Source organism: Rhodococcus sp. NPDC059969 (assembly GCF_042738325.1).
Classification (GTDB): Bacteria; Actinomycetota; Actinomycetes; order Mycobacteriales; family Mycobacteriaceae; genus Rhodococcus_F.
In genome coordinates, this window is sequence record NZ_JBHWUF010000001.1 from 1825634 (window position 1) to 1847523 (window position 21890).

The 21890-nt window shown below is 62.8% G+C and carries 26 protein-coding genes; 14 read left to right on the top strand and 12 right to left on the bottom strand.

The features are described 5' to 3' along the window. Positions 1-22: 22 nt before the first annotated feature. Complete coding sequence (locus ACFWAD_RS08570) at positions 23-250, top strand: hypothetical protein (protein ID WP_007733785.1); 228 nt, start codon at positions 23-25, stop codon at positions 248-250. Between the two features lie 24 nt (positions 251-274). On the opposite strand, the gene ACFWAD_RS08575 is transcribed toward ACFWAD_RS08570, so the two are convergent. The 6 genes from ACFWAD_RS08575 to ACFWAD_RS08600 all read right to left on the bottom strand — a co-directional run bounded on the left by ACFWAD_RS08575 (position 275) and on the right by ACFWAD_RS08600 (position 4927). After that, positions 275-463: a helix-turn-helix transcriptional regulator gene (locus tag ACFWAD_RS08575; RefSeq protein WP_378531923.1), complete on the bottom strand. Its 189-nt coding sequence runs from the start codon at positions 461-463 to the stop codon at positions 275-277. Beyond that, positions 463-873 carry a hypothetical protein gene (locus tag ACFWAD_RS08580; RefSeq protein WP_378542793.1) on the bottom strand — a complete coding sequence of 137 codons (411 nt, stop codon included), beginning with the start codon at positions 871-873 and terminating at the stop codon, positions 463-465. The genes ACFWAD_RS08575 and ACFWAD_RS08580 overlap by 1 nt, the downstream gene beginning before the upstream one ends. 90 nt (positions 874-963) lie before the next feature. Next, on the bottom strand, positions 964-1482 hold the full coding sequence (locus tag ACFWAD_RS08585; protein WP_378542944.1) for a GNAT family N-acetyltransferase: 519 nt from the start codon (positions 1480-1482) through the stop codon (positions 964-966). A 19-nt stretch (positions 1483-1501) separates the two neighbouring features. Continuing rightward, a complete protein-coding gene (locus tag ACFWAD_RS08590; RefSeq protein ID WP_378542795.1) occupies positions 1502-2380 on the bottom strand; it encodes an SDR family oxidoreductase in 879 nt (292 codons plus the stop codon). Further along, the gene (locus ACFWAD_RS08595; protein WP_378542946.1) at positions 2377-3909 is read right to left on the bottom strand and encodes a flavin-containing monooxygenase; all 1533 of its coding nucleotides are present in this window, start codon (positions 3907-3909) and stop codon (positions 2377-2379) included. Before ACFWAD_RS08595 ends, ACFWAD_RS08590 begins: the two co-directional genes overlap by 4 nt. A gap of 13 nt (positions 3910-3922) precedes the next feature. Continuing rightward, positions 3923-4927: a patatin-like phospholipase family protein gene (locus ACFWAD_RS08600; RefSeq protein WP_378542797.1), complete on the bottom strand. Its 1005-nt coding sequence runs from the start codon at positions 4925-4927 to the stop codon at positions 3923-3925. A 130-nt stretch (positions 4928-5057) separates the two neighbouring features. Between ACFWAD_RS08600 and ACFWAD_RS08605 the strand changes: the two genes are divergently transcribed. Next, a complete protein-coding gene (locus tag ACFWAD_RS08605; protein ID WP_230814704.1) occupies positions 5058-5648 on the top strand; it encodes a TetR/AcrR family transcriptional regulator in 591 nt (196 codons plus the stop codon). Here the strand turns inward: ACFWAD_RS08605 and ACFWAD_RS08610 are convergent. Then, on the bottom strand, positions 5634-6725 hold the full coding sequence (locus tag ACFWAD_RS08610; protein ID WP_378542799.1) for an alpha/beta hydrolase: 1092 nt from the start codon (positions 6723-6725) through the stop codon (positions 5634-5636). The genes ACFWAD_RS08605 and ACFWAD_RS08610 overlap by 15 nt on opposite strands. A 19-nt stretch (positions 6726-6744) precedes the next feature. On the opposite strand from ACFWAD_RS08610, the gene ACFWAD_RS08615 reads away from it, so the two are divergent. The 3 genes from ACFWAD_RS08615 to ACFWAD_RS08625 are packed head-to-tail and all read left to right on the top strand — an operon-like array spanning position 6745 to position 8766. Next, a complete protein-coding gene (locus tag ACFWAD_RS08615; protein WP_347874614.1) occupies positions 6745-7509 on the top strand; it encodes an MBL fold metallo-hydrolase in 765 nt (254 codons plus the stop codon). Further along, a complete protein-coding gene (locus ACFWAD_RS08620; protein WP_378542801.1) occupies positions 7506-8171 on the top strand; it encodes an alpha/beta fold hydrolase in 666 nt (221 codons plus the stop codon). The genes ACFWAD_RS08615 and ACFWAD_RS08620 overlap by 4 nt, the downstream gene beginning before the upstream one ends. Positions 8172-8214: 43 nt before the next feature. Further along, the gene (locus ACFWAD_RS08625) at positions 8215-8766 is read left to right on the top strand and encodes an SRPBCC family protein (protein ID WP_378542803.1); all 552 of its coding nucleotides are present in this window, start codon (positions 8215-8217) and stop codon (positions 8764-8766) included. 4 nt (positions 8767-8770) lie between these two features. Here the strand turns inward: ACFWAD_RS08625 and ACFWAD_RS08630 are convergent, their stop codons facing one another. After that, positions 8771-9856 (bottom strand): LacI family DNA-binding transcriptional regulator, encoded by a 1086-nt coding sequence (locus ACFWAD_RS08630; RefSeq protein ID WP_378542806.1) that lies wholly within the window; start codon positions 9854-9856, stop codon positions 8771-8773. A 159-nt stretch (positions 9857-10015) separates the two neighbouring features. Here ACFWAD_RS08630 and ACFWAD_RS08635 point away from each other — a divergent pair, with 159 nt between their 5' ends. Further along, the gene (locus tag ACFWAD_RS08635) at positions 10016-11188 is read left to right on the top strand and encodes an acyl-CoA dehydrogenase family protein (RefSeq protein ID WP_003939770.1); all 1173 of its coding nucleotides are present in this window, start codon (positions 10016-10018) and stop codon (positions 11186-11188) included. Beyond that, on the top strand, positions 11185-12333 hold the full coding sequence (locus ACFWAD_RS08640; protein WP_378542808.1) for a CaiB/BaiF CoA transferase family protein: 1149 nt from the start codon (positions 11185-11187) through the stop codon (positions 12331-12333). The genes ACFWAD_RS08635 and ACFWAD_RS08640 overlap by 4 nt, the downstream gene beginning before the upstream one ends. A 66-nt stretch (positions 12334-12399) precedes the next feature. On the opposite strand, the gene ACFWAD_RS08645 is transcribed toward ACFWAD_RS08640, so the two are convergent. Next, a complete protein-coding gene (locus tag ACFWAD_RS08645) occupies positions 12400-13401 on the bottom strand; it encodes an NADP-dependent oxidoreductase (protein ID WP_095968655.1) in 1002 nt (333 codons plus the stop codon). 111 nt (positions 13402-13512) lie between these two features. On the opposite strand from ACFWAD_RS08645, the gene ACFWAD_RS08650 reads away from it, so the two are divergent. After that, positions 13513-14445, top strand: coding sequence for an alpha/beta fold hydrolase (locus ACFWAD_RS08650; protein WP_378542810.1), 933 nt, complete (start codon positions 13513-13515; stop codon positions 14443-14445). Next, a complete protein-coding gene (locus ACFWAD_RS08655) occupies positions 14442-14873 on the top strand; it encodes a nuclear transport factor 2 family protein (RefSeq protein ID WP_378542812.1) in 432 nt (143 codons plus the stop codon). The genes ACFWAD_RS08650 and ACFWAD_RS08655 overlap by 4 nt, the downstream gene beginning before the upstream one ends. An 18-nt stretch (positions 14874-14891) precedes the next feature. On the opposite strand, the gene ACFWAD_RS08660 is transcribed toward ACFWAD_RS08655, so the two are convergent. Continuing rightward, positions 14892-15665, bottom strand: coding sequence for an SDR family oxidoreductase (locus ACFWAD_RS08660; RefSeq protein WP_378542814.1), 774 nt, complete (start codon positions 15663-15665; stop codon positions 14892-14894). A gap of 235 nt (positions 15666-15900) precedes the next feature. On the opposite strand from ACFWAD_RS08660, the gene ACFWAD_RS08665 reads away from it, so the two are divergent. Beyond that, positions 15901-16812: a hypothetical protein gene (locus tag ACFWAD_RS08665; RefSeq protein ID WP_378542816.1), complete on the top strand. Its 912-nt coding sequence runs from the start codon at positions 15901-15903 to the stop codon at positions 16810-16812. Here ACFWAD_RS08665 and ACFWAD_RS08670 read toward each other — a convergent pair. Then, positions 16800-17411, bottom strand: a complete 612-nt coding sequence (locus tag ACFWAD_RS08670) for a phosphoribosylanthranilate isomerase (RefSeq protein WP_378542818.1) — start codon at positions 17409-17411, stop codon at positions 16800-16802. The two genes, ACFWAD_RS08665 and ACFWAD_RS08670, sit on opposite strands and share 13 nt — an antisense overlap. A gap of 69 nt (positions 17412-17480) precedes the next feature. Here ACFWAD_RS08670 and ACFWAD_RS08675 point away from each other — a divergent pair, with 69 nt between their 5' ends. From ACFWAD_RS08675 to ACFWAD_RS08685, 3 genes are all read left to right on the top strand, one after another. Further along, complete coding sequence (locus ACFWAD_RS08675; RefSeq protein WP_378542820.1) at positions 17481-18782, top strand: alpha/beta hydrolase; 1302 nt, start codon at positions 17481-17483, stop codon at positions 18780-18782. A gap of 91 nt (positions 18783-18873) precedes the next feature. Then, positions 18874-20103 (top strand): acyl-CoA dehydrogenase family protein, encoded by a 1230-nt coding sequence (locus ACFWAD_RS08680; protein ID WP_230814689.1) that lies wholly within the window; start codon positions 18874-18876, stop codon positions 20101-20103. Positions 20104-20197: 94 nt separating this feature from the next. Continuing rightward, positions 20198-20842, top strand: coding sequence for a CatB-related O-acetyltransferase (locus ACFWAD_RS08685; RefSeq protein ID WP_378542822.1), 645 nt, complete (start codon positions 20198-20200; stop codon positions 20840-20842). A gap of 12 nt (positions 20843-20854) precedes the next feature. On the opposite strand, the gene ACFWAD_RS08690 is transcribed toward ACFWAD_RS08685, so the two are convergent. Then, complete coding sequence (locus tag ACFWAD_RS08690; protein ID WP_378542824.1) at positions 20855-21460, bottom strand: hypothetical protein; 606 nt, start codon at positions 21458-21460, stop codon at positions 20855-20857. Positions 21461-21528: 68 nt separating this feature from the next. Between ACFWAD_RS08690 and ACFWAD_RS08695 the strand changes: the two genes are divergently transcribed. Next, positions 21529-21882 carry a VOC family protein gene (locus tag ACFWAD_RS08695; protein ID WP_003939907.1) on the top strand — a complete coding sequence of 118 codons (354 nt, stop codon included), beginning with the start codon at positions 21529-21531 and terminating at the stop codon, positions 21880-21882. Positions 21883-21890 lie beyond the last annotated feature (8 nt).

Genomic DNA, 21890 nt, shown 5'->3' on the forward strand with positions numbered 1-21890 from the left:
ACACGACGAACAAGGAGTGGTCATGGCAACTGAGGTGGAGTCCGGTGACCTCGTGCAGGCAGCCGGCCATGCGGGTCCGTGGACGGTAGTCGAAGTTCGCCAGGGCATGGCGCTGCTCGAACACAGTGACGGGCACAGGTTGTCGCGTCGAACGACGACGCTGACCGTCGTCCGCAAGGGCTCGGGCAAGAAGGCAACGGCCGTCGAAGACGGGAACGACGAAAACGGATCACCAACTCTGTTCGACTGAAACCGCAGCTCGACTGGTTTTCCGTCAGTCCGAGAAGATGTCGTCTACGCGTTTGTCGAAGTATTCGGCGATTCGGAACGCCAGTGACAGGCGTGGGTCGAAGTGGCCCTTCTCGATAGAGATCACGGTCTGGCGCGTGATGCCGAGTGCGTCGGCGCACGCTTGCTGTGACAATCCGGCTGCCGTCCGGAGTTCTTGAAGGTTGTTGCGCATCAGATCTCGACAGTGGGGGTGCGATCCCTCGACACTGCCCAGTACCGGATTCCGAAGTCGGCCAGCCCGAGGGCTGTAAACATTACGAGCGGCAGTTCGGGAGCGCCGAAGACATTGTGCGCGATCAGTGCGATCCCCATGGCAGTGATCAAGTCGGTGAACGCACCGAAGCCGGCCTTGCGACTCCATTCGGTTTCGACAGTGTCCTCGGGGTAGGTGGGGGCCTTGTTGTTCTCCGATGGAAAAAGGGCCCACGCCGACCCGATACAAGCCGGTGCCATGACGATTGCGAAGACGATGAAGGCCAACGTCTTCCGGTCGTCGGCGGTCAACGCTGCAAAAAAGCTGAAGGCCAGCGTTGCTGCGACGCCGATACCGATGATCAGGCTCCACCGTGCAGTGGTGCTCATGAAGCCTCCCAGATGTAAGAGTTCTTTGACATGCCTGAGCGTAGGTCTACGTATGCCTGATGTCAAAGAACTCTTACATCGCGCTGAGGGTCAAGCGATCCCGAAAGGCGCGGCGTAGGAAAACTTCCCCGTCTGATCAGTGCAGTGCGCGGCGAGGGTCCTGATCTGAAAGTGAGCGCCCCACTCGGCTTCCGGGGACTCGACCCCGACGTCGGTGCTGGTGACGAATCCGAACCGGGGGTAGTACTCGGTGCTTCCGAGAAGCGCGAGCAGTGGCACGTCCTGGGCGTCGGCCGCACCGATTACGGCGTGCATCAGGGCAGAACCGACGCCGCTGCGCTGGTGGCCCGGCGTGACTGCCAACGGCCCGAGACCAACCGCCTCGACTTTTCCGACCCATCCGCGTGTCCCGATCACGAAACCGACGATCTCGCCGTCTGCCACGGCGACCAGTGACAACTTCGGCAAGTAGTCGTCCGAGGCGAAGAGTTGACGTGTCAGTTCGATCTCGATGGGAGTCTCGCCGGGCGGCGCCTGGTCGGCAAACGCCGCCCGGAGCAGTGAATAGACGGCGTCACGGTCGGAAGAAGTTTCGCGGCGGATGTACATGGCCACGAAACTACCCGCTTCATCTCCGATCGTGCTCCTCGTTTTCGGCCTGACGTGCCACTCGCTTTTCGTAGTCCGCGCGCCCGTTCGGATCTACCGATGTCAGTGCGCGACGATCGTCGATCACCCGGCGTCCGATGTTGATCATCCATTCGGGTACAACAGCGTCGATGAGGTCCCAGCCCGCAAGGTAACGCGGAACCGTAGTTTCGGCTCGTCGATGCGTGACGGTGTCGACGACGGCTTTTGCCACGACCTCGGGTTCAACGGTCGGCATGCCCTTTCCGAGTGGCACACCGGAGGAGAGTCCGGTGCGCACGGCGCTGGGCAGGATGGCGCTGACGCTGACTCCGGAATCTGCGAATTCGACACGGGCAGAAGCCGAAAGACCCACCGCGCCGAACTTGCTTGCGTTGTACACGGCCATTCCGGGCACGGGGAGCTTGCCTGCCATGGATGCGATGTTGACGACGTGGCCGCGTCGTCGTTCCACCATGCCGGGCAGCACTGCACGCATCCCGTGAATCGGCCCCCAGACGTTGACGTCGAGGGTGACTCGACTGGTGGCGTCGGACTCGTCGAGGAAGCCCCCGAGCGGCATCACCCCAGCATTGTTGACCAGAATGTCGATGTGACCGAATTCGCCGATCACTTTGGGGATGAACACATCCCAGGATTCGCGCGAGGTGACGTCAAGTGCGTAGCCGCGGGCTCGTGCGCCGATGGACGCGGCTGTGTCGACGGCTGTCTCCTCGTCGAGATCGCCGACGCAGACGAGTGCGCCGCGAGTTGCGAACAACTCCGCTGTGGCCCGGCCGATTCCGCGGCCGCCGCCGGAGATGACAACGACTGCTCCGTCGAGATCGATCGGCGGGTAGGTGGTGCCGAAGAGGCTCATGCGGTGTACTCCGGTTCGAGGGTGGTGGTGGGCTCAGAGGGCGTGAAATCCGACGAAGGGTTGTCGGAGAGCGTGTGGTTGTAGGCATACGGATCGAAGTCTCGTAGGCGTCGACGCATGGCGCCGGACGACCACGGCCAGTTGAAACTGTTGCGGCCGTTGACGTCGAAGAAATAGCTTTCGCAACCACCCGCGTTGTAGACCGTGGTTCCCAGGGCTTCCTGAACCTGAGAGTTGAAGGCTGCCTGTACTTCCGGCCGCACGTCGATGGTTTGCCAGCCGTGCCGACGAGCGTGGCCGATCGCCTGCGCCACATAGTTCAGCTGGGCTTCCAAGATCATGAATGCGGACGTGTGCCCGGTGCCGAGGCTCGGCCCCAGCAGAATGAACGCGTTGGGAAATCCGCTGACGGCGGAACCGAAGTACGCCTGAGGGCTTCCCTGCCAATGGTCGTCGAGTGATCGACCTTCTCCGTCGAAAACCTTGGAGGCGATGGGCATGTCGAGGATGTGGAAGCCTGTTCCGAAGATGATGGCGTCCACCTCCGATTCCGCTCCGTCGGCGCCGATCACGGTGTTGCCGCGGATTTCTTCGACTGCATTGGCGTGGACGCTGACGTTGGGTTTGCCGAGTGCCGGATAGTACGAATTCGACATGAGCAGTCGCTTGCAACCGAGGGTGTAGTCGGGTGTCAGCGCCTTGCGCAGCTTCGGATCACGGACCTGCAGGCGCAACTGGGCCGAACCGAGTTTCTGCACGATGCGCAGGATCCACGGATTGCGGAATCCCAATCCGAGCGCTTCCATGATTCCGTATTCGATGCTGCGCAGGGCTTTGTGCGCTCCCGGTACGAATCGCATGACGGACCTTTCGATCCGCGGTACGTAGTGGTCGGGTTTGGGGAGAACCCATTGAGCGGTTCGCTGGTAGAGGTGAAGTGTGGAGACCTCGGAGACGATGCGCGGAACGAACTGGACTGCCGAAGCGCCGGTACCCACCACAGCGACGCGTTTCCCGGTCAAGTCGTAGTCGTGATTCCACTGCGAGGAATGAAACACCTCGCCCTCGAACGTTTCCAGTCCTGGGATAGCCGGTGTCAAGGGTTCGTTCCACGGACCCGCGGCTGCGATCACGAAACGAGCAGTGAGTTCGCCACTGGAAGTTGTGATGTTCCACAGGGATTGCGACGCATCCCACTGGGAGGAGAGCATTTCGACCCCGAAGCGAACATGCTTGTCCACGCCGTGGCGTCGAGCCGTATCGTCGATGTATTCGCGGATCTCCGGCTGCTCCGCGAACAATCGCGTCCACTCCGGATTGGCGGCAAAGGAATACGAGTACAGACCGGACGGAACATCGCAGGCGCAACCGGGATAGGTGTTGGCGCGCCAGGTACCGCCGAGTGAATCGGCCTTTTCGAGCAAGACGAAATTGTCGATCCCCAGGCGCTGCAGATGAATGGCTGCGCCGATTCCGGAGATCCCGCCGCCGATGATCACGACCTCGAAGTGGTCAGGTTCGTTGTTCACTGAGTCTGCGCTTTCACTGGTGGGAATGGGTGGTGTGGAACGGGTGTGCATCGAGTTCACGCTTGGTGCTCGCACGTGTTGTGCGCAGGGATGATTCGAAGGTGGCGAGCCGCCGTCGGCCGTCCATGAAGTTGGCGCCCATGACGGCGAGATCGTCATCGGTGGCATCGATACGCAGAACCTTGGTGCCTGCAGCGCGAACCAGTTCGATCTCGCGGTCGAGGCCCTTGGACATTGCGTTGCGTAGGGCACCGCGTTCGAGGCGAGCAGCGCCGCGCGCCGGCCTCAGTGTTCGAGATGCCATGGGCGCCAGTACAACCAGCTCGTCGAGTTCGAGGGGGAGCAGGAGGTCTACCGATGCCGTCGATGCCGCGCCGCCGTCGATGTACCTGACGCCGTCGACGGTGACAGGTGGGAACCAGCCGGGAATCGCCCAGGACGCTCGAAGTGCTTCACCGACGGTTGTTTTCGGAGCCCCCTGTGCCCCGAATGCAACCCGTCGCCCCGTTCTGTAGTCCATGGATACCATGTACGCGTTCGGATGTGGGAGCCATGAATCGCCAGGGGCAAGTGATGCGGCGAGCGTGGTGAGCCACGACGGGTCGCCGCCACCAAGCGGTGCGATGCCGCTCATCCGGCTCAGAACCGGAAGATCTCGACGCGCCACCAGTCGTGGATTGCCGATCCCCAAGCTCGGTAGTGGTGGGATTTTTCCGGGTGCCGACGCGATGTGGGCGAGGAGTTCGGGGCGGGCCGCGGGATCACCGAGTTGCATGGCGACCAGCTCGTCGACGCCGACTCCGCTGCCGAGCATCGTCACGAACTCGGCTCCGGCAGAGGTGCCGATCATGGCGGTGGCTTCGCGGGGATCCCAGTCGAGTGCCTCCCGAACCGAGGCGAGCGCGGCAACGGTCCAGGCGAAGCCGAGAGTGCCGCCGCATCCGATTGCCAAGCCGCGTTTCGGCGCGCTGTTTCGTCCGGAGCCGGTCGCGGTGGTTCCGGTCACTTCTGAAGTCATATTTCGGAGACTATCAGTATCTGAATAACGTGGGTACTCCAAATTTGGTTTTCCGGAGTGCGCTCGCGAGGCGCTCCCGGTATTCGGCTACCGTTGGAATCTCGATACTCAGAACCACTAGGAGGTTCCGATGGCGCGATTGACCAGGCAGGAAGCGCAGGCGTTGACCCGCGAAACCTTGTTGGCGACGGCCGTCGAGCATTTTCTCGATCGTGGGTACGCCGCCGCGTCGCTCGATCAGATCGCCGAGGATGCCGGCTACTCCAAGGGTGCGGTGTACTCGAACTTCAAGAACAAAGACGAGTTGTGCGCCGAAGTGCTCGGCCGAATCAGATTGACCAAGGTCGGTGAGATCACCGCACAGCTCGGAGCGAAGTCGACGCTCGACGACGCGGTGGCCGAGTTCGCGCGATGGGCAGAGCGGACGATCGGGGACCAGAGGTGGACTCTGCTCGAGGTCGAGTTCTCGGTCCGGTCGCGGCACAGCGAGGACATTCGAGCGAAAATCGCGGCGGGTGCCGACCAAGTGCGCGGGTTGATCGCCGGAATGGTGCAGCACCTCGCCGAATCCAACAACGTGACGCCGACGATGGACCCGAATGCGGCAGCCCTTCGAATGCTCAGCGTCGGAATCGGTTTGGGTCTTCAGCGTGCGATCAGCCCGGAGCTTCCCGTCGATCCACTGGTGGATACGGTGCGCGAAATATTACTGGGTGGGTGAAACTGTCGGGCGGGCAAGGAGAACGCGCAACATCCCGCCGATCTCGGCGACGGCGGCGCGTGAACCGGCGCTCGGTCCCAGAATGTTGACGAAGCCGTGGATGAATCCGGGATAGCGTCGATCCGTCACGTGAACTCCGTTGTCGCGCAATCGTGTTGCGTAGGCTTCGCCTTCGTCCCGGAGTGGATCGAATCCCGCCGTGATCACGATGGCTGGTGGCAGTCCGGCCACATCGGGGGCGCGTAGCGGCGACACCATCGGGTCGAGTCGATCGGCATCGCTGCCGAGGAAGCTGGACTCGTAGAAGTTCATATTGGCCTCGGTCAGGAAGAAACCTTCACCGAACGTCGTTCTCGACGGCGCCTTCTCGTGGAAGTCGGTCGCGGGATAGATCAACAATTGTGCTGCCGGAGGGGTCTTGCCGTCGTCGCGGGCCCGCAGCGCCACCGTTGCGGACAGGTGCCCACCCGCGCTGTCGCCGCCGACAGCGATGCGCGTCGGGTCTGCGCCGAACTCTTCGGCGCGGTCGACGATGTCAAGGTAGGCGGAATAGGCGTCGTGTACCGGTGTGGGGAAAGCGAATTCGGGTGCGAGCCGGTAGTCGACCGAGACGACCCGTGCGCCGGAAGTCTCGGCCAACAGGCGGCACGGAGCATCGTGGGATTCGATACCGCCCTGCACCCAGCCGCCGCCGTGGAAGTAGACGAGCAGAGCGCCGGTGTCGGCGCTCGGAACATAGAGCCGGGCTCGAAGTGGGCCGTCGGCGCCCGACACGGAAATCTCTTCGGTGTGGACCGGTGCGGGCCGACCGCCCATCATGATCGCCGTTCGGGTCAGGTTGGCGCGAGCAGCGGCGAGTGACTGGGAATCGGTTGTGTGCGACGGTAGTGGCCGCGTCTTCGCGAGCGTGAGCAGCAGGTGTGCGTCGGCGTCGAGCGTGTTGCCCTCGATGACGACGGGTGGACCGGTGATTCGGCGTTTCACCGCGCTGGGCAGCGCGAATGCGGCTGCCACCACGGATGCTTCGGCGCGATCTCGAATGCTGCGGCTGCTGGCCTGCTTCACGGATTCCGACACGTGGCGCACACTACCAAGCATGACTACTGCGGCACTGTCGATCACGCAGATCGAGAACACACACCTGGTTCGGTGCGGTCACGCCAATTGGGTACTGGTCGAAGAAGGGTCCGATCTGACGCTGATCGACGGCGGATACCCGGCCAACGGGGCCGACGTCGAACGCTCGATCGAGCAGATCGGTCACCAGCTCGGGGATGTTCGGGCAATCCTCGTCACTCACGCGCACGTTGATCACATCGGCGGAATCGCGGACATCGTGACTCGGCTCGAGGTTCCGGTCCTGATGGATCCATTGGAGGTGCCCCACGCGAAGCGGGAGTATCTGCAGCAGTTGTCGCCGGCTAAAGCTCCGTTGCTGTTGTGGCGGCGAGGTGCTCCGAAGTGGCTTCGCGACGTGATCGGAGCGGGCGCATTGAAAGGAGCGGAACTGCCTCACGCACAGGCCTTTGCGTCCGGTGGCGCGCTGGATATCCCAGGCCGTATCGTGCCGATCCCCACTCACGGGCACACCGACGGCCACAGCGCTTACCTGGTCCCCGACGCAGGCGTCGTCGCGTCGGGTGACGCTTTGGTGACCGGACACGCGACGTCGAGCGTCGCCGGACCACAATTTCTGGTGTGCCCTTTCAATCATGACCGTGAAGCGACGGACCAGGCGTTGGACAATATCGCCGCTGCACCTGCCGGCGTGCTGTTTCCCGGACACGGTCCGGTCTACGAAGGCAGCCTGGCTGCCGCAGTCGAACAGGCCCGAGCCGGCCGGACAAGGATGCGTCCATGACTACTGTCGAAACGGTCGACGAAGGTGCAGTGCACGGTTTCCTGCATCGGCCTGATTCTGTGTCCTTCGCGTCGCCCGTCGCCACGCTTGCACTGACTCACGGCGCCGGAAGTAACTGCGACACTGTGCTGTTGCGTGCTGTTGCCGACGGCTTCGCCGTGGCGGGAATGCAAGTTCTCCGATTCGATCTCGCGTTTCGGGTGCGTCGAGCTTCAGGCCCGCCACATCCGTCGCGCGCTGCGGAGGATCGCGCGGGCATTGCCGAGGTGATTGCCGCTGTTCACGCGGACTACTCGGTGCCCGGACCTGTTCTGCTCGGCGGACATTCGTACGGCGGGCGGCAAGCGTCGATGCTGGCGTCGGAGAACCCAGGGCTTGTCGACGGACTCGTTCTGCTGTCCTACCCACTGCATCCACCGAAGAAGCCCGAGAAGCTCAGAACGGAACACCTTCCCGAGTTGAACACACCGACCGTTGTCGTCCACGGATCGAAGGACGAGTTCGCGACCACGGAGGAGATTCGGTCTGCACTTGCGCTGATTCCCGCACCGACGCGATTGGTGGAGTTCGAGGGGGCTCGACACGACTTGTCCGTGGTGAAATTCCCGGTGGTCGAACAGGCAGTCGCAGCAGCAACAGAACTGTTCACGCTCGGACGTTGACGCGCCGGTTGCCCGTGTCGGTGGTTCCTGGTGAGATCGAAGCATGAGTGCCCAGCAGTATCAGCCCAGTGCCCTGTCCGACGTCACGGTGAGCGTCGACGGCGACGACACAGTCGTCAGCTTTCCCCGGGTGCTGCCGTATCCGGTCGAGAAGGTGTGGGAGGCGATCACCGACCCGGAGATGTTGGCGCAATGGACGCCGTACACCGCCGATCGGAATCTGAGCCGCACGGGCGACGCCGTGATCACCATGCTCACCGAGGACGGCGCCCCCGAAATGTCGTTGCCGGTCAGTGTTCACGTCGTGGAGACCACCCGGCGTCTCGAACACGAGTGGGGCCCGGACGAATTGGTGTGGGACCTGACCCCGGTCGAAGGCGGTACCCGCGTCGTGCTGACGCAGAGGTCGCGGGCTGAGGGGATGGCGTCGGCGCTCGCTGCGGGGTGGCATTTGTGCTTCGACGTACTCGATGCCCTTCTCGCGGGTGAGCCCTTCGGTCCGATCGTGGGTGAACGGGCACGCGAGTACGGCTGGGACGCGCTCAACTCCGGCTACGCGCGACGGTTGGGTATCGACGAATCTCAGGTCTGGTAGCTGCTCAGAGTTCTCGGGCGGCGGGCTTTCTGGTGGAGGCTCGCACGATCAGTTCGACGGGAAGTTTCACGGATTCGACGTTCCTGCCGGCGATCAATGCGAGCAGGTGTTCGAGCCCCGTCGCGCCGATCTTGCGGGCGGGGGACCGCACCGTCGTCAGTGGCACCGGGAGTTGGGAGACAACCGGGATGTCGTTGTAGCCGACCAGTGCAAGATCGTCCGGAATGCTCAAGCCGAGATCGCGGGCTACGCCGAGAACACCGATAGCGATCGTGTCGCTCACCGTGAAGACGGCGTCGGGCCGTGAATCCCCACCGAGCAGTATTGCCGCGGCATCGACTCCGCCTTGAACTTCGAACTCGGACGCCACGATTCGGTGCGGCGGCAGTTTCAAGCCCGCTTCGGCCAGGGCGTCGCGGAAACCTGCGACGCGTTCACGTGACGTGCTGGCGTGATCCGGTCCGGCGATCACACCGAGATCGCGATAGCCGCAATCCAGTAAATGCCTTCCCGCGAGGTAGCCGCCGAGGTGGTCGTCGCCGCTGACAAATGGCAGGCTGCCGAATGGAAGGCCGCGGTTCGCGGACGCCGTCGCCGGGTCGATGTGCCGGTTGAGCAGCAAGATCGGTAGTGAGCGCAGGGGGAGTGAGTCGACAAAATCGGTACCCGGCAGGTGGATGCTGCTCAGCATGAGCCCGTCGACCTGGCGGCTGACCAGGAACTCGACGGCTTTGCGCTGTGCGTCCAGATCGTCAGGTGGGCTGGAGAGCAGGACCGAGTAACCCGCCGCGGTGGCAGCTTCCTCGATGCCCTGGAACATGGTGGCCACCACGACGTCCGTCAGCCTCGGCATCACGACGCCGATGGTGGTGGTCTTGCGGGTACGCAGGCTGGCCGCCCACAGGTTCGGTTGATAACCAAGCTCCTCGGCAACCTGACGAACTCGGAGCGCCGAGTCGGACCAACCGTCGGCCGGCTCAGGCTGACGGAGGACCCGCGACGCCGTCGAGATGTGGACCCCGGCCTGGTCGGCGATTTCGCGCAGCGTCGGCGGGCGGCCGTTGCTGCGGGTCGACGGATCGGGCGTCATCTGCGTCGGGGCTCCTGGTGTGCGTCGGTTCTGAGTTGGTTCGGTGTCGGTCGGCTGTTCGGGGATTGACGGGTGCGCAACCGGGCTCTACTCTAGGCGATGCAAACGATTGCGCAATCGTTCTCGCAAAGGATTGCGCCCGAGAACACTGGAGGCCCCGTGACCACGCCGCAGTCCCTGTCCGAGCTTTTTGCCATCGACACCCTGCTGGACGCCGAGGAGATCGCGATCCGCGACACGGTCCGCAAGATGGTCGACGATCGCATTCGCCCGCACGTAGGTGAATGGTTCGAAGCGGCAGCACTGCCGGCTCGTGAGCTGGCCAAGGAACTGGGCGCGCTCGGCGTACTGGGCATGCACCTCGAGGGCTACGGCTGTGCCGGGATGAGCGCCACGGCGTACGGGTTGGCCTGCCAGGAACTGGAAGCTGTCGATTCGGGCATTCGCAGCCTCGTCTCGGTCCAGGGCTCGCTCGCCATGTTCGCGATCCACCACAACGGAAGTGAAGAGCAGAAGGAAGAATGGCTCCCGCGGATGGCGGCGGGTGAAGCCATCGGCTGCTTCGGTCTCACGGAACCCGATTTCGGATCCAACCCCGGCGGTATGCGAACCAACGCCAAGCGCGACGGCGACGACTGGATCCTCAACGGCACCAAGATGTGGATCACCAACGGCTCCATCGCGGACGTCGCCGTGGTCTGGGCTCGAACCGACGACGGCGTGCGCGGATTTGTCGTTCCCACCGACACTCCGGGATTCTCCGCCCCCGAGATCAAGAACAAGATGTCGCTCCGGGCGTCGGTCACCTCGGAACTGGTGCTCGAAGACGTGCGTCTGCCTGCCTCGGCGATGCTGCCCAAGGCTCGCGGACTGTCCGGCCCGCTCGGCTGCCTCAACGAGGCACGCTTCGGCATCATCTTCGGCGCGATGGGTGCAGCACGTGACTGCCTCGAGACCGCGATCTCGTACGCGCGTGATCGCAAGGTCTTCGACAAGTCGCTCGCCGCGTACCAGATCACCCAGGCCAAGATTGCCGACATGGCAGTCGAATTGGGCAAGGGGCAATTGCTCGCAATCCACCTCGGACGTCTCAAGGACGCCGGAACGGTTCGTCCCGAGCAGGTCAGCACCGGCAAGCTCAACAACGTCCGCGAGGCCATCAAGATCGCACGTGAATGCCGAACCATTTTGGGCGCCAACGGCATCACGCTCGAGTACCCCGTGATTCGACACGCCAACAACCTCGAATCCGTCCTCACCTACGAGGGCACCTCCGAGGTTCACCAGCTGGTGATCGGTCGCGCTCTCACCGGTGAAGAAGCGTTCCGGTGACGGTAGACGCTGTCGGAGCGCTCGACGGGTTGGTGATCGCGGATTTCGGCCGCGTCCTCGCCGGTCCGTACGCCACGATGATTCTTGCCGATCTCGGCGCGGAGGTCGTCAAGATCGAGCGGCCGGGTGTCGGCGACGATACTCGCAGCTGGGGTCCGCCGTGGGTCGGTGACGAGTCGAGTTACTTCCTGTCGGTGAACCGCAACAAGAAGTCGGTCACCCTGGACCTGCGCGAGAACGCGGATCTCGAGAGTGCACGCGAACTGGTTCGCAATGCGGACGTAGTGGTGCAGAACTTCCTGCCGGGAACGATGGACCGTCTGGGTCTGGGCTACGACGCTGTCCGAGAAATGAATCCGCGTGCGGTCTACTGCTCGATCAGCGGCTTCGGTGGCAACAATTCTCTGCCGGGGTACGACCTGTTGATTCAGGCGGTCGGCGGATTGATGAGTATCACGGGTCCCGATTCCAAGACACCCACCAAGGTCGGTGTCGCGGTGGTCGACGTCATCACCGGCTTGCATGCCAGCGTGGGAATCCTTGCAGCGCTGCGCCACCGCGATCGAACGGGCGAAGGGCAGCACGTCGAGGTCAACCTGTTGTCCTCGTTGCTGTCCGCGCTGGCCAACCAGTCGTCCGGCTACGTGGCCGCGGGTGTGGTGCCGGCGGCCATGGGCAATCGGCATCCGAGTATCGCGCCCTACGAGGTGTTCGAGACCGCCGACCGCCCGCTGGTTCTCGCTGTCGGCAACGATCGCCAATTCGGTTCGTTGGTAGAGGTTCTCGGAGTTCCCGAACTTGCCGCGGATGTACGGTTCATCTCGAATCGGGATCGGGTCGCGCATCGAGAAGAGTTGTTCGACGCCGTCACTGCTGCGTTGGCCAAGGGCGCGGCAGACTCGTGGTTCGAGGCGCTGACCGAGCGCGGAGTTCCGTGCGGGCCCCTCAACGACATCGCCGACGCGATTGCACTGGCGGAGCGGCTGGATCTCGATCCGGTGGTGACCATCGACGATCCGCGTCGCGATGGACCGACTCGGCAGGTAGCCAATCCGATTCGGTTGAGCGGCACTCCGGCAACCTATCGGTCGGCCCCGCCGCGGTTGGGTGAGGACAGCGTTCCCACCCCGTCGGGCGTTGGTTGACGCACGCGAATCGGCCACCGGAACACCGGTGGCCGATCTGCGTGTGTGTCTGCGTATGTGTCTGACTCAGCTGACCTTCAGGACCAGCTTTCCGGTGTTCGCACCGGCAAAGAGAAGATTGAGGCTGTCGCCGAATGCGTCGATGCCCCCGTCGACGACATGCTCGCGAGCCGTCAATTCGCCACTCTTGATCCACTTTCCGATCTGCTCCTGCGCTTCTGCATAGCGATCGAGGTAGTCGAAGACCACGAAGCCGGCCATCGTGGCCCGGTTGACGAGAAGTGACAGATAGTGCGCGGGGCCGGGCTGAGGCTCGGTGGCGTTGTAACCTGCAATTGCGCCACAGATGACGACCCGAGCACCGAGGCGCAGGCGGGACAGTGCTGCGTCGAGAATCTCACCGCCGACGTTGTCGAAGTACACGTCGATCCCGTCGGGTGCATTGGACTTGAGTGCCTTGTAGACGGATTCGTTCTTGTAGTCGATGGCGACATCGAAGCCGAGGTCTTCGGTGAGCCACGCGCACTTCTCCGGACCACCGGCGATGCCGATGACCTTGCAGCCGTGGATCTTTGCGATCTGGCCGACGAGGCTGCCGACGGCGCCCGCCGCGCCGGATACTACGACGGTGTCACCGTCCTTCAGCTTTCCGACGTCGAGCAGTCCGAAATACGCGGTGACGCCAGGGAATCCGAGAGCGCCGAGCCAGGTCGGTAGGGGAGCGATCGATTCGTCGACCCGCGTGACATCGGTGCCGTCGGAAACGCCGTATTCGGAAGCGCCGAACGATCCGGCGACGATGTCACCGACCTGGTAATCGGGGTGTTGGGATTCGGTGATGCGTCCGACGCCGTGGGCGCGCATGACGGAACCGAGCTTGACCGGGGGAACGTACGACTTGACGTCGTTGAGCCAGCCGCGCATCGCGGGGTCGAGGGAGAGATACTCGACCTTGACGACAAACTCGCCCGGTCCGGCGGACGGGATCTCGGCATCGACGTATTCCCAGGTGGAAGCGTCGGGAAGTCCTGTCGGGCGGGCGGCGAGGCGTACTTGGCGGTTGGTCATCTCTCCCCTTCGGCGAAACGAATTGAACTTGAGGCCGGATTCAATATAGGTGATGGATCACGAACTGGGAAGAGTTGGATGAACCGATTGGCGACTATGTATGTTCGATCGATGAGCAATGTGGTCGAAGACGCGCCTGGTTGGTTCACCCGGGCGCTGGAAGCGCCGGTCGAGACCGGTTCGGTGGAGGTCGAGGGCGCTGCGGTGCACCTTCGGGCTTGGGGGTCGGCCGGGTCGGCGGGGCCGGGAATCGTGCTGATCCACGGCGGTGCGGCCCACAGCAGGTGGTGGGACCACATCGCCCCGCAATTGGCCGATGGGCGGCGCGTCGTTGCTCTCGACTTGACGGGCCACGGCGACAGTGACACTCGCGACGCCTACGCGATGTCCCAGTGGGCTCGCGAGGTGCTGGCGGCGGCCGAGGCCGGGGGAATCGACGGCAAGCCGATTCTGGTGGGGCACAGTATGGGTGGGATTGTTTCTTTCGTGGCCTCTCATCTGCACGGCGAGCTGTTGGACGGCGTTGTCATCATCGATTCTCCGCTCAAGGCGCGTACGCCCGAAGAGGAGGCAGCTCGACGCCAGAATGCGTTCGGCCCCAAGAAGGTTTACCCCACCAGGGAGGACGCGATGGGCCGGTTCCGCTTCGTTCCGCCGCAGGATTCGGGTCTGCCTGCGGTGCGTGACCATGTGGCAGCCACGTCGATGGAGGAAGTCGAGGGCGGTTGGTCGTGGAAATTCGATCCGAACTTCTTTCTCCGTGTCGGCGCCGAAGATGTTCTGAGCAGTGAACCACGTTGCCGCGTAGCATATTTCCGGGCCGAGAACGGAATTGTGTCCGACCGACTCATGGAACACATGCGCGGGTTGTTCGGACCGGAGGCCATCGTGGCGGAGATTCCCGAAGCTGGACATCACGTCATGATCGATCAGCCGTTGCAACTCGTGACCGGGGTGCGAACTGTGTTGAGTGCGTGGGCCGTCGCCAGTCAAGTGCCGGTAAATCAAGTAGCAGGTAACGCCGAGGAAAGGGTAGAAGCATGAGCACGGAATTGACGCTCGAACCGAAAGTCGAAGCAGCCCTGCAGTTGTGGCACAGCATGATCGAAACCGGTGACCTGTCGGCGCTACCGACCATCGTCGCGCCTGACGCGCAGTTCCGGTCGCCCACCGGATTCAAGCCGTACCAGTCCGCGGATGCCGTTGTGCTCATTCTCAATACGGTGATCCAGGTCTTCGAGAACTTCGAGTACCACCGGCAGTTCGCCGGAGCCAACGGTCGGCAGGTCGTGCTCGAATTCAGTGCGAACATCGGCGACAAGAGCCTCAAGGGAATCGACATGGTCGAATTCGACGAGGACGGCAAGATCGTCGATTTCGAGGTCATGGTGCGTCCGGCCAGCGGGCTCGCCGCATTGGCTGCCGAGATGGGCAAGAGGCTCGGGCAGACGCTGCCGACCTACAAAGCCTGAACCGAGTCCGGCCAGGGCTCAGTTCGTACTGAATCCGCCGTTGGAGTGAAGGAGTTGTCCCGTAATCCAGCTTCCGGCGTCGGACATCAGAAACCGAACGAGGTCTGCAGTGTCGCCGGGAGTACCCAGTCGGCCGGCAGGGGTCCGGAGGGTGGCGGCCTGCCTGATCTCCGGTGTCATCCACCCTGTGTCGATAGGTCCTGGGTTGATGACGTTGGCTCTTACCCCACGTGATCCGAGTTCGACTGCGGCTGCGATGACGATGCGGTCGAGAGCTCCCTTGCTGGCTCCGTACGGGAGATTGTGGGCCGCATGGTCGCTGGTGAGCGCGATGATCCGCCCGGTCACCTGACTGGCGTCGTGCTGTTGCGGAAGTTGTTCAGCGAACGCTTTGATCAGCAGCCAAGAGGCGCGGGCGTTGACGGCGAAATGTCGTTCCCAGCTCTCGACGGTGGTGTCGAGGATGGAGCTGTCGACGCTTTCGCAATGTGAGAGCACCAGCCCACGAAGGTCGCTTCGCGCTGCGGCAGCGTCAACGAGCTGACCGGCAGCGTCCGGCGAGGCCAGATCTCCGGGAATCAGGTCGACACGGCTCCCGAGTGCGCGACACTTCTCTGCAATGTCCTGCGGATCGTGCGCTCCGCGGACGAACCCGACGCGTTCGTCATAAGGCTCCCAGTAGCCGATCGTCAGATCCCAACCATCCTCGGCGAGACCCAATGCAAGGCCTGCTCCGATCGACTTGCTCCGGCCGACACCGGTGATCAACACGGTTCCGCGCTTGTCAGACACTGCTCGCCTCCAGAAACTTCGTGTAACTGATGCGGGACTTCCTGCAACTGACGCGCACAACTCGAGCGGTCAACCGCGGGTGAGGTCACTTCAGTTGGAAGGATCACTGTATCGGGCGAGCGCGTGCCGTCGGCCCCTCGACCTGGCAAGAGTCTTGACACGGCGCTGGTCACAGCGTTTGACTGAGATGCAAGCTCGAGTTGATTCGCCGGACTGTGTCCCGGGAGGTTGACCTATGCGCGGCAAGGGAATTGCAGGCAAGGCTTTCTCAGGCGAGGGCTGTAGACGTGGGGCACGGTCGCACCGGGGGACCATCCCGGTACTGGCTTTGGTTGGGGTGTGCGTACTTTCGTTTGCCATGACTCAGACGGCCGGCGCTCAACCTGTTGCGGAGACTGTCGATACCGGGTTCGTGATCCCCTTTGCCGGGGCACCTGGCTACGAGAGCGTCGCGCCCACACAGCTGACCAGTCCGGATCAGCTCAACCAGTCGCTGGGTCAACCGATAGCGGACGAGATTGCCGCGCAGATCGGACTCGAACCAGCCGACACTTTGTCCGAGGAGCAGTATCGCGATCTCATCTCCGGCGGTGGGGTCGGGGGCAATCGCGAGGACGCCGAGGTGATCGACGAATGCGCCCGAATATTGACCAATACGAACGGGCGCCCTCTCTACTCCGGCACTACGCCGTCGGTTCTGGCCAGCTACGGGTTGTACGTGAACCCCGACGGATTGTTGGAGAGTCCCGCCAACGCGGATGCGCCGACGCGGCAGGTGAATACGCTGATCGCTCCCGGCGGTTTTGTCGGCACCTGGTTACGCAACAACGGTGCGACGCACTCTCTGATTGCGCTCTATCAGTCGGCGTACACGGTGCAAGCGGTCTACGGATTTGCAGCGCAACAGATTTCGGGTGAAGCGCAGCTGGTGACCAACACCAAAGCCGATGTGAGTTCGGAAGTCGGCATGTCGATGGCGCCGCCGCTCTGGATAGTGAACTTCGCCCTGCTCTACATCTTGAAGCCCTCACTGGCGGCAGCGATGCCGGCACGCTGGGCTCCCATTCCGCCTGCCGTTGCCGACGCTGTGAAGGCGAGTCCCACCGGTCAAGTCGCCTTCAGTGACTACGCGTACTACTTCGAGTGATCGGTCTGGCGGACAGCGCTCACGAACTTCTCGATCAAAGCGTGGTCCTTGACGCCGCGGGACGATTCGACGCCGCTGGAGACGTCGACGCCCCAGGCTCCGGTGGCATCCAATGCGTCGCGCACATTGTCCGGGGACAGTCCGCCCGCCAGGATCCACTGGCCCTGCGGGCGCGATTGCTGTTGGGCCCAGTCCCACGGCACCCCGGATCCGGCGTCTGCGCCGTCGATCAGGAGTTCGTCCTCACCGAGGTCGAGGTTGTAACCGTCGCGGACGTTGCTGGAGACGACTGCACGGATCACGGTAAGGCCGGCGTCGTGAAGTCGCTGCACTTGCTCGGCGCCGACAAGATCGTGAATCTGCACGGTGCGAAGTCCGGTGATCTCGGCGATCTCTAGGATCTGATCGATCGGGTTGCCGAGAAAGACTCCGATTGCCCGGATATGGGCAGGGACACGCGCGAGCAGGTCGACTGCGAGCGTGGGGTCGACTTTGCGGACGCTCTCGGCGAAGACGAAACCGATGGCGTCGACGCCCAGGCCCACCGTGAGGTCAACCGTGTCAACGTCGCGTAGGCCACAGACCTTGATGAATGTCACCTGATACAGAGTACTAGCGTCGTCGTCTAGCCTCGTGCGTGCGACATTTCTACGCGCGAGAGGCTTGACGTGGACTGGCTCTACCGAATCAGTTTGATCTCGGGACCGCTGCCGGTGATCCTGACTGTCCTTGGGGTCCTGGGTGGTGTGTGGCTGCTCGGTTCGAACGTGCGGTGGTACTACCGCAGAGCGGTGCCGATCGCGGGGCTGATCGCACTGGTGATCATGATCGCCGCCTGGATCACGGTCGAAAAGGTGATCGTGCCGTTCCCCGATCCCATCGCGATGTCGATCTACGTGTGGATCGGTCTCGGTATCTACGCGCTGCTACTTCTCGGGCCGCGAATCAAGGCGGGCGGAACCGTCGCGAAGGCGGTGCTGTCCGTGGTCGCGACAGTGCTGGTCATCGTCACCGCCGCGACCCAGATCAATCTGGTCTTTGCCGCCTACCCGACTGTGGGAATTGCGTTCGGCCACGACGATTTCGACCGCATTTCACTCGATGAGGTGCCCGGTCCGACGGATCCTGTTGTCACCGGCAACCCCACCGACACGGTGTGGAAAGCGCCCGAAGGCATGCCGATTCGCGGACGAGTCACGACTTTGCCGGTCCCCGGAACTGTTTCGGGATTCTCGGCGCGTGACTCTCAGGTGTATCTGCCGCCGTCGTACTTCACGAATCCGCGTCCACTTCTTCCCGTACTGGTGCTGATGGCCGGTCAGCCTGGCAAGCCCGAGGACTGGCTCCAGGGCGGAAAGCTCACCGCGACAATGGATTCTTTCGCGCGCGATCACGCCGGGCTCGCCCCGGTGGTCGTCATCGCCGACGGAACGGGTTCGCAGATGGCCAATCCGCTGTGCACCGATTCCTCGCAGGGCAAGGTCGGCACGTATCTGGCAAAGGACTTGCCCGCGGCAGTGGCGAATGCGTTCCAGATCGACACGAATCCGAGAGCGTGGGCCATCGGCGGGCTCTCCTACGGCGGTACCTGTTCACTGCAGATGGCGACCAACTACCCCGACGTGTATCCGACGTTCCTCGATCTGTCCGGTCAGGTGGAGCCTTCGCTCGGTGACCGAGCGCGGACCGTCGACGAGATCTTCGGCGGCGACGAGGCAGCCTTCGTGAAGGTGAATCCGATGGATCTCCTGGCGACCCGGAAGTTCCCGAACTCGGGCGGAGTGTTTGTGGTCGGAACCGATGACAACGAGTTCAAGCCGGGTCAGCAAAAGGTGTACGAAGCGGCCAAAGCGGCCGGAATGGACGCCAGGTATCTCGAGCTTCCCGGTGGTCACAGCTTTTCGGTGTGGTCCGCGGGCGTCGAACAGGAACTGGTGTGGATCTCGCAGCGAATGGGACTGATCAGCTGAATCCTGTTCCGGTTTTGGAACGTGTTCTATATTCGGTGTGTGGCTGTCGTTCGGCAGTCTCCCGATCGTTCACCGACTGGAGTTCAGGCACATGTACGAGTGGTCCGACACCGACCTGATGTTCCGCGACGCCTTGCGGGGCTTTATCGACAAAGAGGTGCGACCTCACGTCGACGAGCTCGAAAGTGGTGCGCTGCCGCCGTTCGACATCATCCGCAAGCTGTACTCGACCTTCGGTCTCGCAGACATGGCACGCGAGGGTCTCGAGAAGTCGCTGGCACGTGAGCGTGGCGATGCACCCTCCAGTGACGGTGAGAAGTCGAGTGCATTCAGCGGCGCAGGCAGCATGGGCGTCGTGCTCAACAGTGAATTGGCCGGAGTCAGCCTCGGTCTCGTCGCGTCGTTGGGCGTCAGCCTCGGATTGGCCGCCGGAACCATCCGCAGCCGCGGCACACTCGCGCAGAAGGAACGCTGGCTCCCCGGCCTGGTGACCTTCGAAACCGTCGGCGCCTGGGCGATCACCGAACCGGATTCGGGCTCGGATGCCTTCGGCGGCATGAAGTCCTACGTGCGCCGCGATGGTGACGACTACATCCTCAACGGCAACAAGACCTTCATCACCAACGGTCCGTACGCCGACGTGATGATCGTCTACGCAAAGCTCGACGAGGGCGACGCGTCGGTTGATCGCCGCGATCGCAAGGTGCTCGCCTTCATCCTCGACAAGGGCATGGAAGGACTCACGCAGAGCCCGCCGTTCAAGAAGATGGGCATGAATTCCTCACCCACCGGTGAGTTGTTCTTCGACAACGTCCGCATCACCAAAGACCGCCTGCTCGGCGAAACCGAGGACAGCGGAAAGTCGGACGGTAAGTCCAGCGCCAAGGAGAGCTTCGCCGCCGAACGCATCGGCATCGCGTCCCTCTCACTGGGCATCATCAACGAATGTCACCGTCTGAGTATCGAATACGCGAAGTCCCGCAAATTGTGGGGACGTGAGATCGGGCAGTTCCAGCTCATCCAGCTCAAGCTGGCCGAGATGGAGGTCGCTCGAATCAACGTGCAGAACATGGTCTTCAACGCGATCGAACGCACCGCGGCCGGAGACAAGGTGAGCTTGGCGGAGGCGTCAGCGATGAAGCTGTACTCCTCGCGCGCAGCGACCGAAGTTGCGATGGAAGCCGTGCAACTGTTCGGTGGAAACGGCTACATGGCCGAGTACCGAGTGGAGCAGTTGGCGCGTGATGCCAAGTCGCTCATGATCTATGCGGGCAGCAACGAAATTCAGGTCACCCATATTGCCAAGGGGCTTCTGGGCTGACGACCGGCACGTTTGCGCGTGTCGGTCGACCGCAGCAGGAACCGGATAGTCTTGCTGCGGTCGGCGACACCGCGCCGACGGATCGGAGTTGGTAATGAACGCGTCAGATTTCACTGTGCCGGATCCCGCCCTTGTTCATCCGATGGCTGGGCAACCGCGAGTGGTGTTGCTGAAGCCGTTGATCGACAACCCGTTGATCGAGGTAGGGGAGTACACCTACTACGACGATCCGGAGTTCGCCGAAGAGTTCGAGACTCGAAACGTGTTGCACCACTACGGTCCCGACAAACTGGTGATCGGAAAGTTCTGCGCGCTGGCAACCGGCGTCACCTTCATCATGAACGGCGCAAATCATCGTATGAACGGTGTCTCCACCTACCCGTTCCCGATCATGGGCGGCGATTGGGCCAGGCACATGGATTTGGTGCAGGATCTGCCGTCGCGCGGTGACACCGTTGTCGGGAACGACGTGTGGTTCGGCGGGAACGTGACAGTCATGCCCGGTGTTCGGATCGGCCACGGGGCGATCGTGTCCACTGGCGCCGTCGTGACGCGCGACGTCCCGGACTACGCAATTGTCGGCGGCAACCCGGCAACGGAGATCAAGCGCCGCTTCAGTGCTGAAGACATCGAGAAGTTGGTTCGAATTGCGTGGTGGGACTGGCCGATCGAGAAGATCACCCGCCACGTCCGGGTGATCTCGGACGGGAGTGTCGCGGAACTCGAAGCGGTCGAGTGATGTCCTCGCCCGCTAGTTCGTTCGAGTGAGCGAGTAGTTCCGGACGTGAAGCAGAGCGGCGGCGACAAGACCGACAGCAAGACCTGTGGCCGTGAAGGTGATCGGGTTCGGTTCGAGGTCGAAGTGGATGATGGCTGATTCGGGGTAGGGGTTCTGCGGGTCACGAGGTTCGGGAAGGACCACCGAATAGAAGGTGGGCGGCCAGATTTTTCCGACAACGGCAACCGCGAGTCCGTAGGCCGCTCCGAAGATCGAAAGCGCAAGCGGAAGAACCAATTTTCTGCCACCTGTGTCGCGTGACAGCTGCCATCCCGTTGCGTTCAGTGTTGCCGACACCGCAATGGCGACAGCCGTTCCGACAATCAGGAACCACGCAGTTGCGGGGAACCAATGAGGGGCATCGAAGTAGCTGTAGCCTTCGACAACCCACATGTATCCGGTCTTGCCGTCCTCCGCCGGCGGCGGTGGCGGAGGCTGGATGCCGAGATGTTCTGTTCGCAGAGACGGCGTGGCAAATCGCCAGGCGAGCACTCCGAGGACGCTCAGGAGTAATCCGGTCGCGATGAAAACGGCGAAGAGTGGTTCTGAAGCGCGGTTGCGAAGCGTCGTGAGTCGCATTCGAGGATCGTCTCATCTCGGCCCGAGATTACGAGTCTTTTGTCGGTGGCTTGCATTAGCTTGTGCGCATGACTCTCACACTCGGCATGATCACCTTCGACAGTCTCGATCCCGGTCCGCTCGCAACGTGGTGGGCAGCGCAGTTGGGCGGAAACATCGTCGAGGAGAACGACGGTTGGTTCTACATCGTCTCGGTCCCGGACAGCGCCACAAACTTCGCTTTCCAGAAGGTCCCGGATCCCACGGCCGGGAAGAACCGTATCCACCTCGATCTGGGGAGTCCGGATCTCGACGCCGAGGTGGCGCGACTCGTCGAGGCCGGGGCAACTGAGCACCACCGCGAGAACATGGACGGTTTCCGCTGGGTGACGCTCCTCGATCCTGATGGGAATCAGTTCTGCGTGTCCGGTCCGCACGCCTGAGCTGACCG

Bases quoted from the DNA above. Each gene is read 5' to 3' on its own strand.
- ACFWAD_RS08580 (WP_378542793.1), bottom strand. From the start codon at position 873: ATGAGCACCACTGCACGGTGGAGCCTGATCATCGGTATCGGCGTCGCA.
- ACFWAD_RS08620 (WP_378542801.1), top strand. From the start codon at position 7,506: ATGACTACTGTCGAAACGGTCGACGAAGGTGCAGTGCACGGTTTCCTG.
- ACFWAD_RS08685 (WP_378542822.1), top strand. From the start codon at position 20,198: ATGAACGCGTCAGATTTCACTGTGCCGGATCCCGCCCTTGTTCATCCG.
- ACFWAD_RS08695 (WP_003939907.1), top strand. From the start codon at position 21,529: ATGACTCTCACACTCGGCATGATCACCTTCGACAGTCTCGATCCCGGT.
- ACFWAD_RS08625 (WP_378542803.1), top strand. From the start codon at position 8,215: ATGAGTGCCCAGCAGTATCAGCCCAGTGCCCTGTCCGACGTCACGGTG.
- ACFWAD_RS08605 (WP_230814704.1), top strand. From the start codon at position 5,058: ATGGCGCGATTGACCAGGCAGGAAGCGCAGGCGTTGACCCGCGAAACC.
- ACFWAD_RS08615 (WP_347874614.1), top strand. From the start codon at position 6,745: ATGACTACTGCGGCACTGTCGATCACGCAGATCGAGAACACACACCTG.
- ACFWAD_RS08600 (WP_378542797.1), bottom strand. From the start codon at position 4,927: ATGACTTCAGAAGTGACCGGAACCACCGCGACCGGCTCCGGACGAAAC.
- ACFWAD_RS08680 (WP_230814689.1), top strand. From the start codon at position 18,874: ATGTACGAGTGGTCCGACACCGACCTGATGTTCCGCGACGCCTTGCGG.
- ACFWAD_RS08570 (WP_007733785.1), top strand. From the start codon at position 23: ATGGCAACTGAGGTGGAGTCCGGTGACCTCGTGCAGGCAGCCGGCCAT.
- ACFWAD_RS08590 (WP_378542795.1), bottom strand. From the start codon at position 2,380: ATGAGCCTCTTCGGCACCACCTACCCGCCGATCGATCTCGACGGAGCA.
- ACFWAD_RS08585 (WP_378542944.1), bottom strand. From the start codon at position 1,482: ATGTACATCCGCCGCGAAACTTCTTCCGACCGTGACGCCGTCTATTCA.
- ACFWAD_RS08645 (WP_095968655.1), bottom strand. From the start codon at position 13,401: ATGACCAACCGCCAAGTACGCCTCGCCGCCCGCCCGACAGGACTTCCC.
- ACFWAD_RS08665 (WP_378542816.1), top strand. From the start codon at position 15,901: ATGCGCGGCAAGGGAATTGCAGGCAAGGCTTTCTCAGGCGAGGGCTGT.
- ACFWAD_RS08655 (WP_378542812.1), top strand. From the start codon at position 14,442: ATGAGCACGGAATTGACGCTCGAACCGAAAGTCGAAGCAGCCCTGCAG.
- ACFWAD_RS08575 (WP_378531923.1), bottom strand. From the start codon at position 463: ATGCGCAACAACCTTCAAGAACTCCGGACGGCAGCCGGATTGTCACAG.
- ACFWAD_RS08650 (WP_378542810.1), top strand. From the start codon at position 13,513: ATGAGCAATGTGGTCGAAGACGCGCCTGGTTGGTTCACCCGGGCGCTG.
- ACFWAD_RS08630 (WP_378542806.1), bottom strand. From the start codon at position 9,856: ATGACGCCCGATCCGTCGACCCGCAGCAACGGCCGCCCGCCGACGCTG.
- ACFWAD_RS08690 (WP_378542824.1), bottom strand. From the start codon at position 21,460: ATGCGACTCACGACGCTTCGCAACCGCGCTTCAGAACCACTCTTCGCC.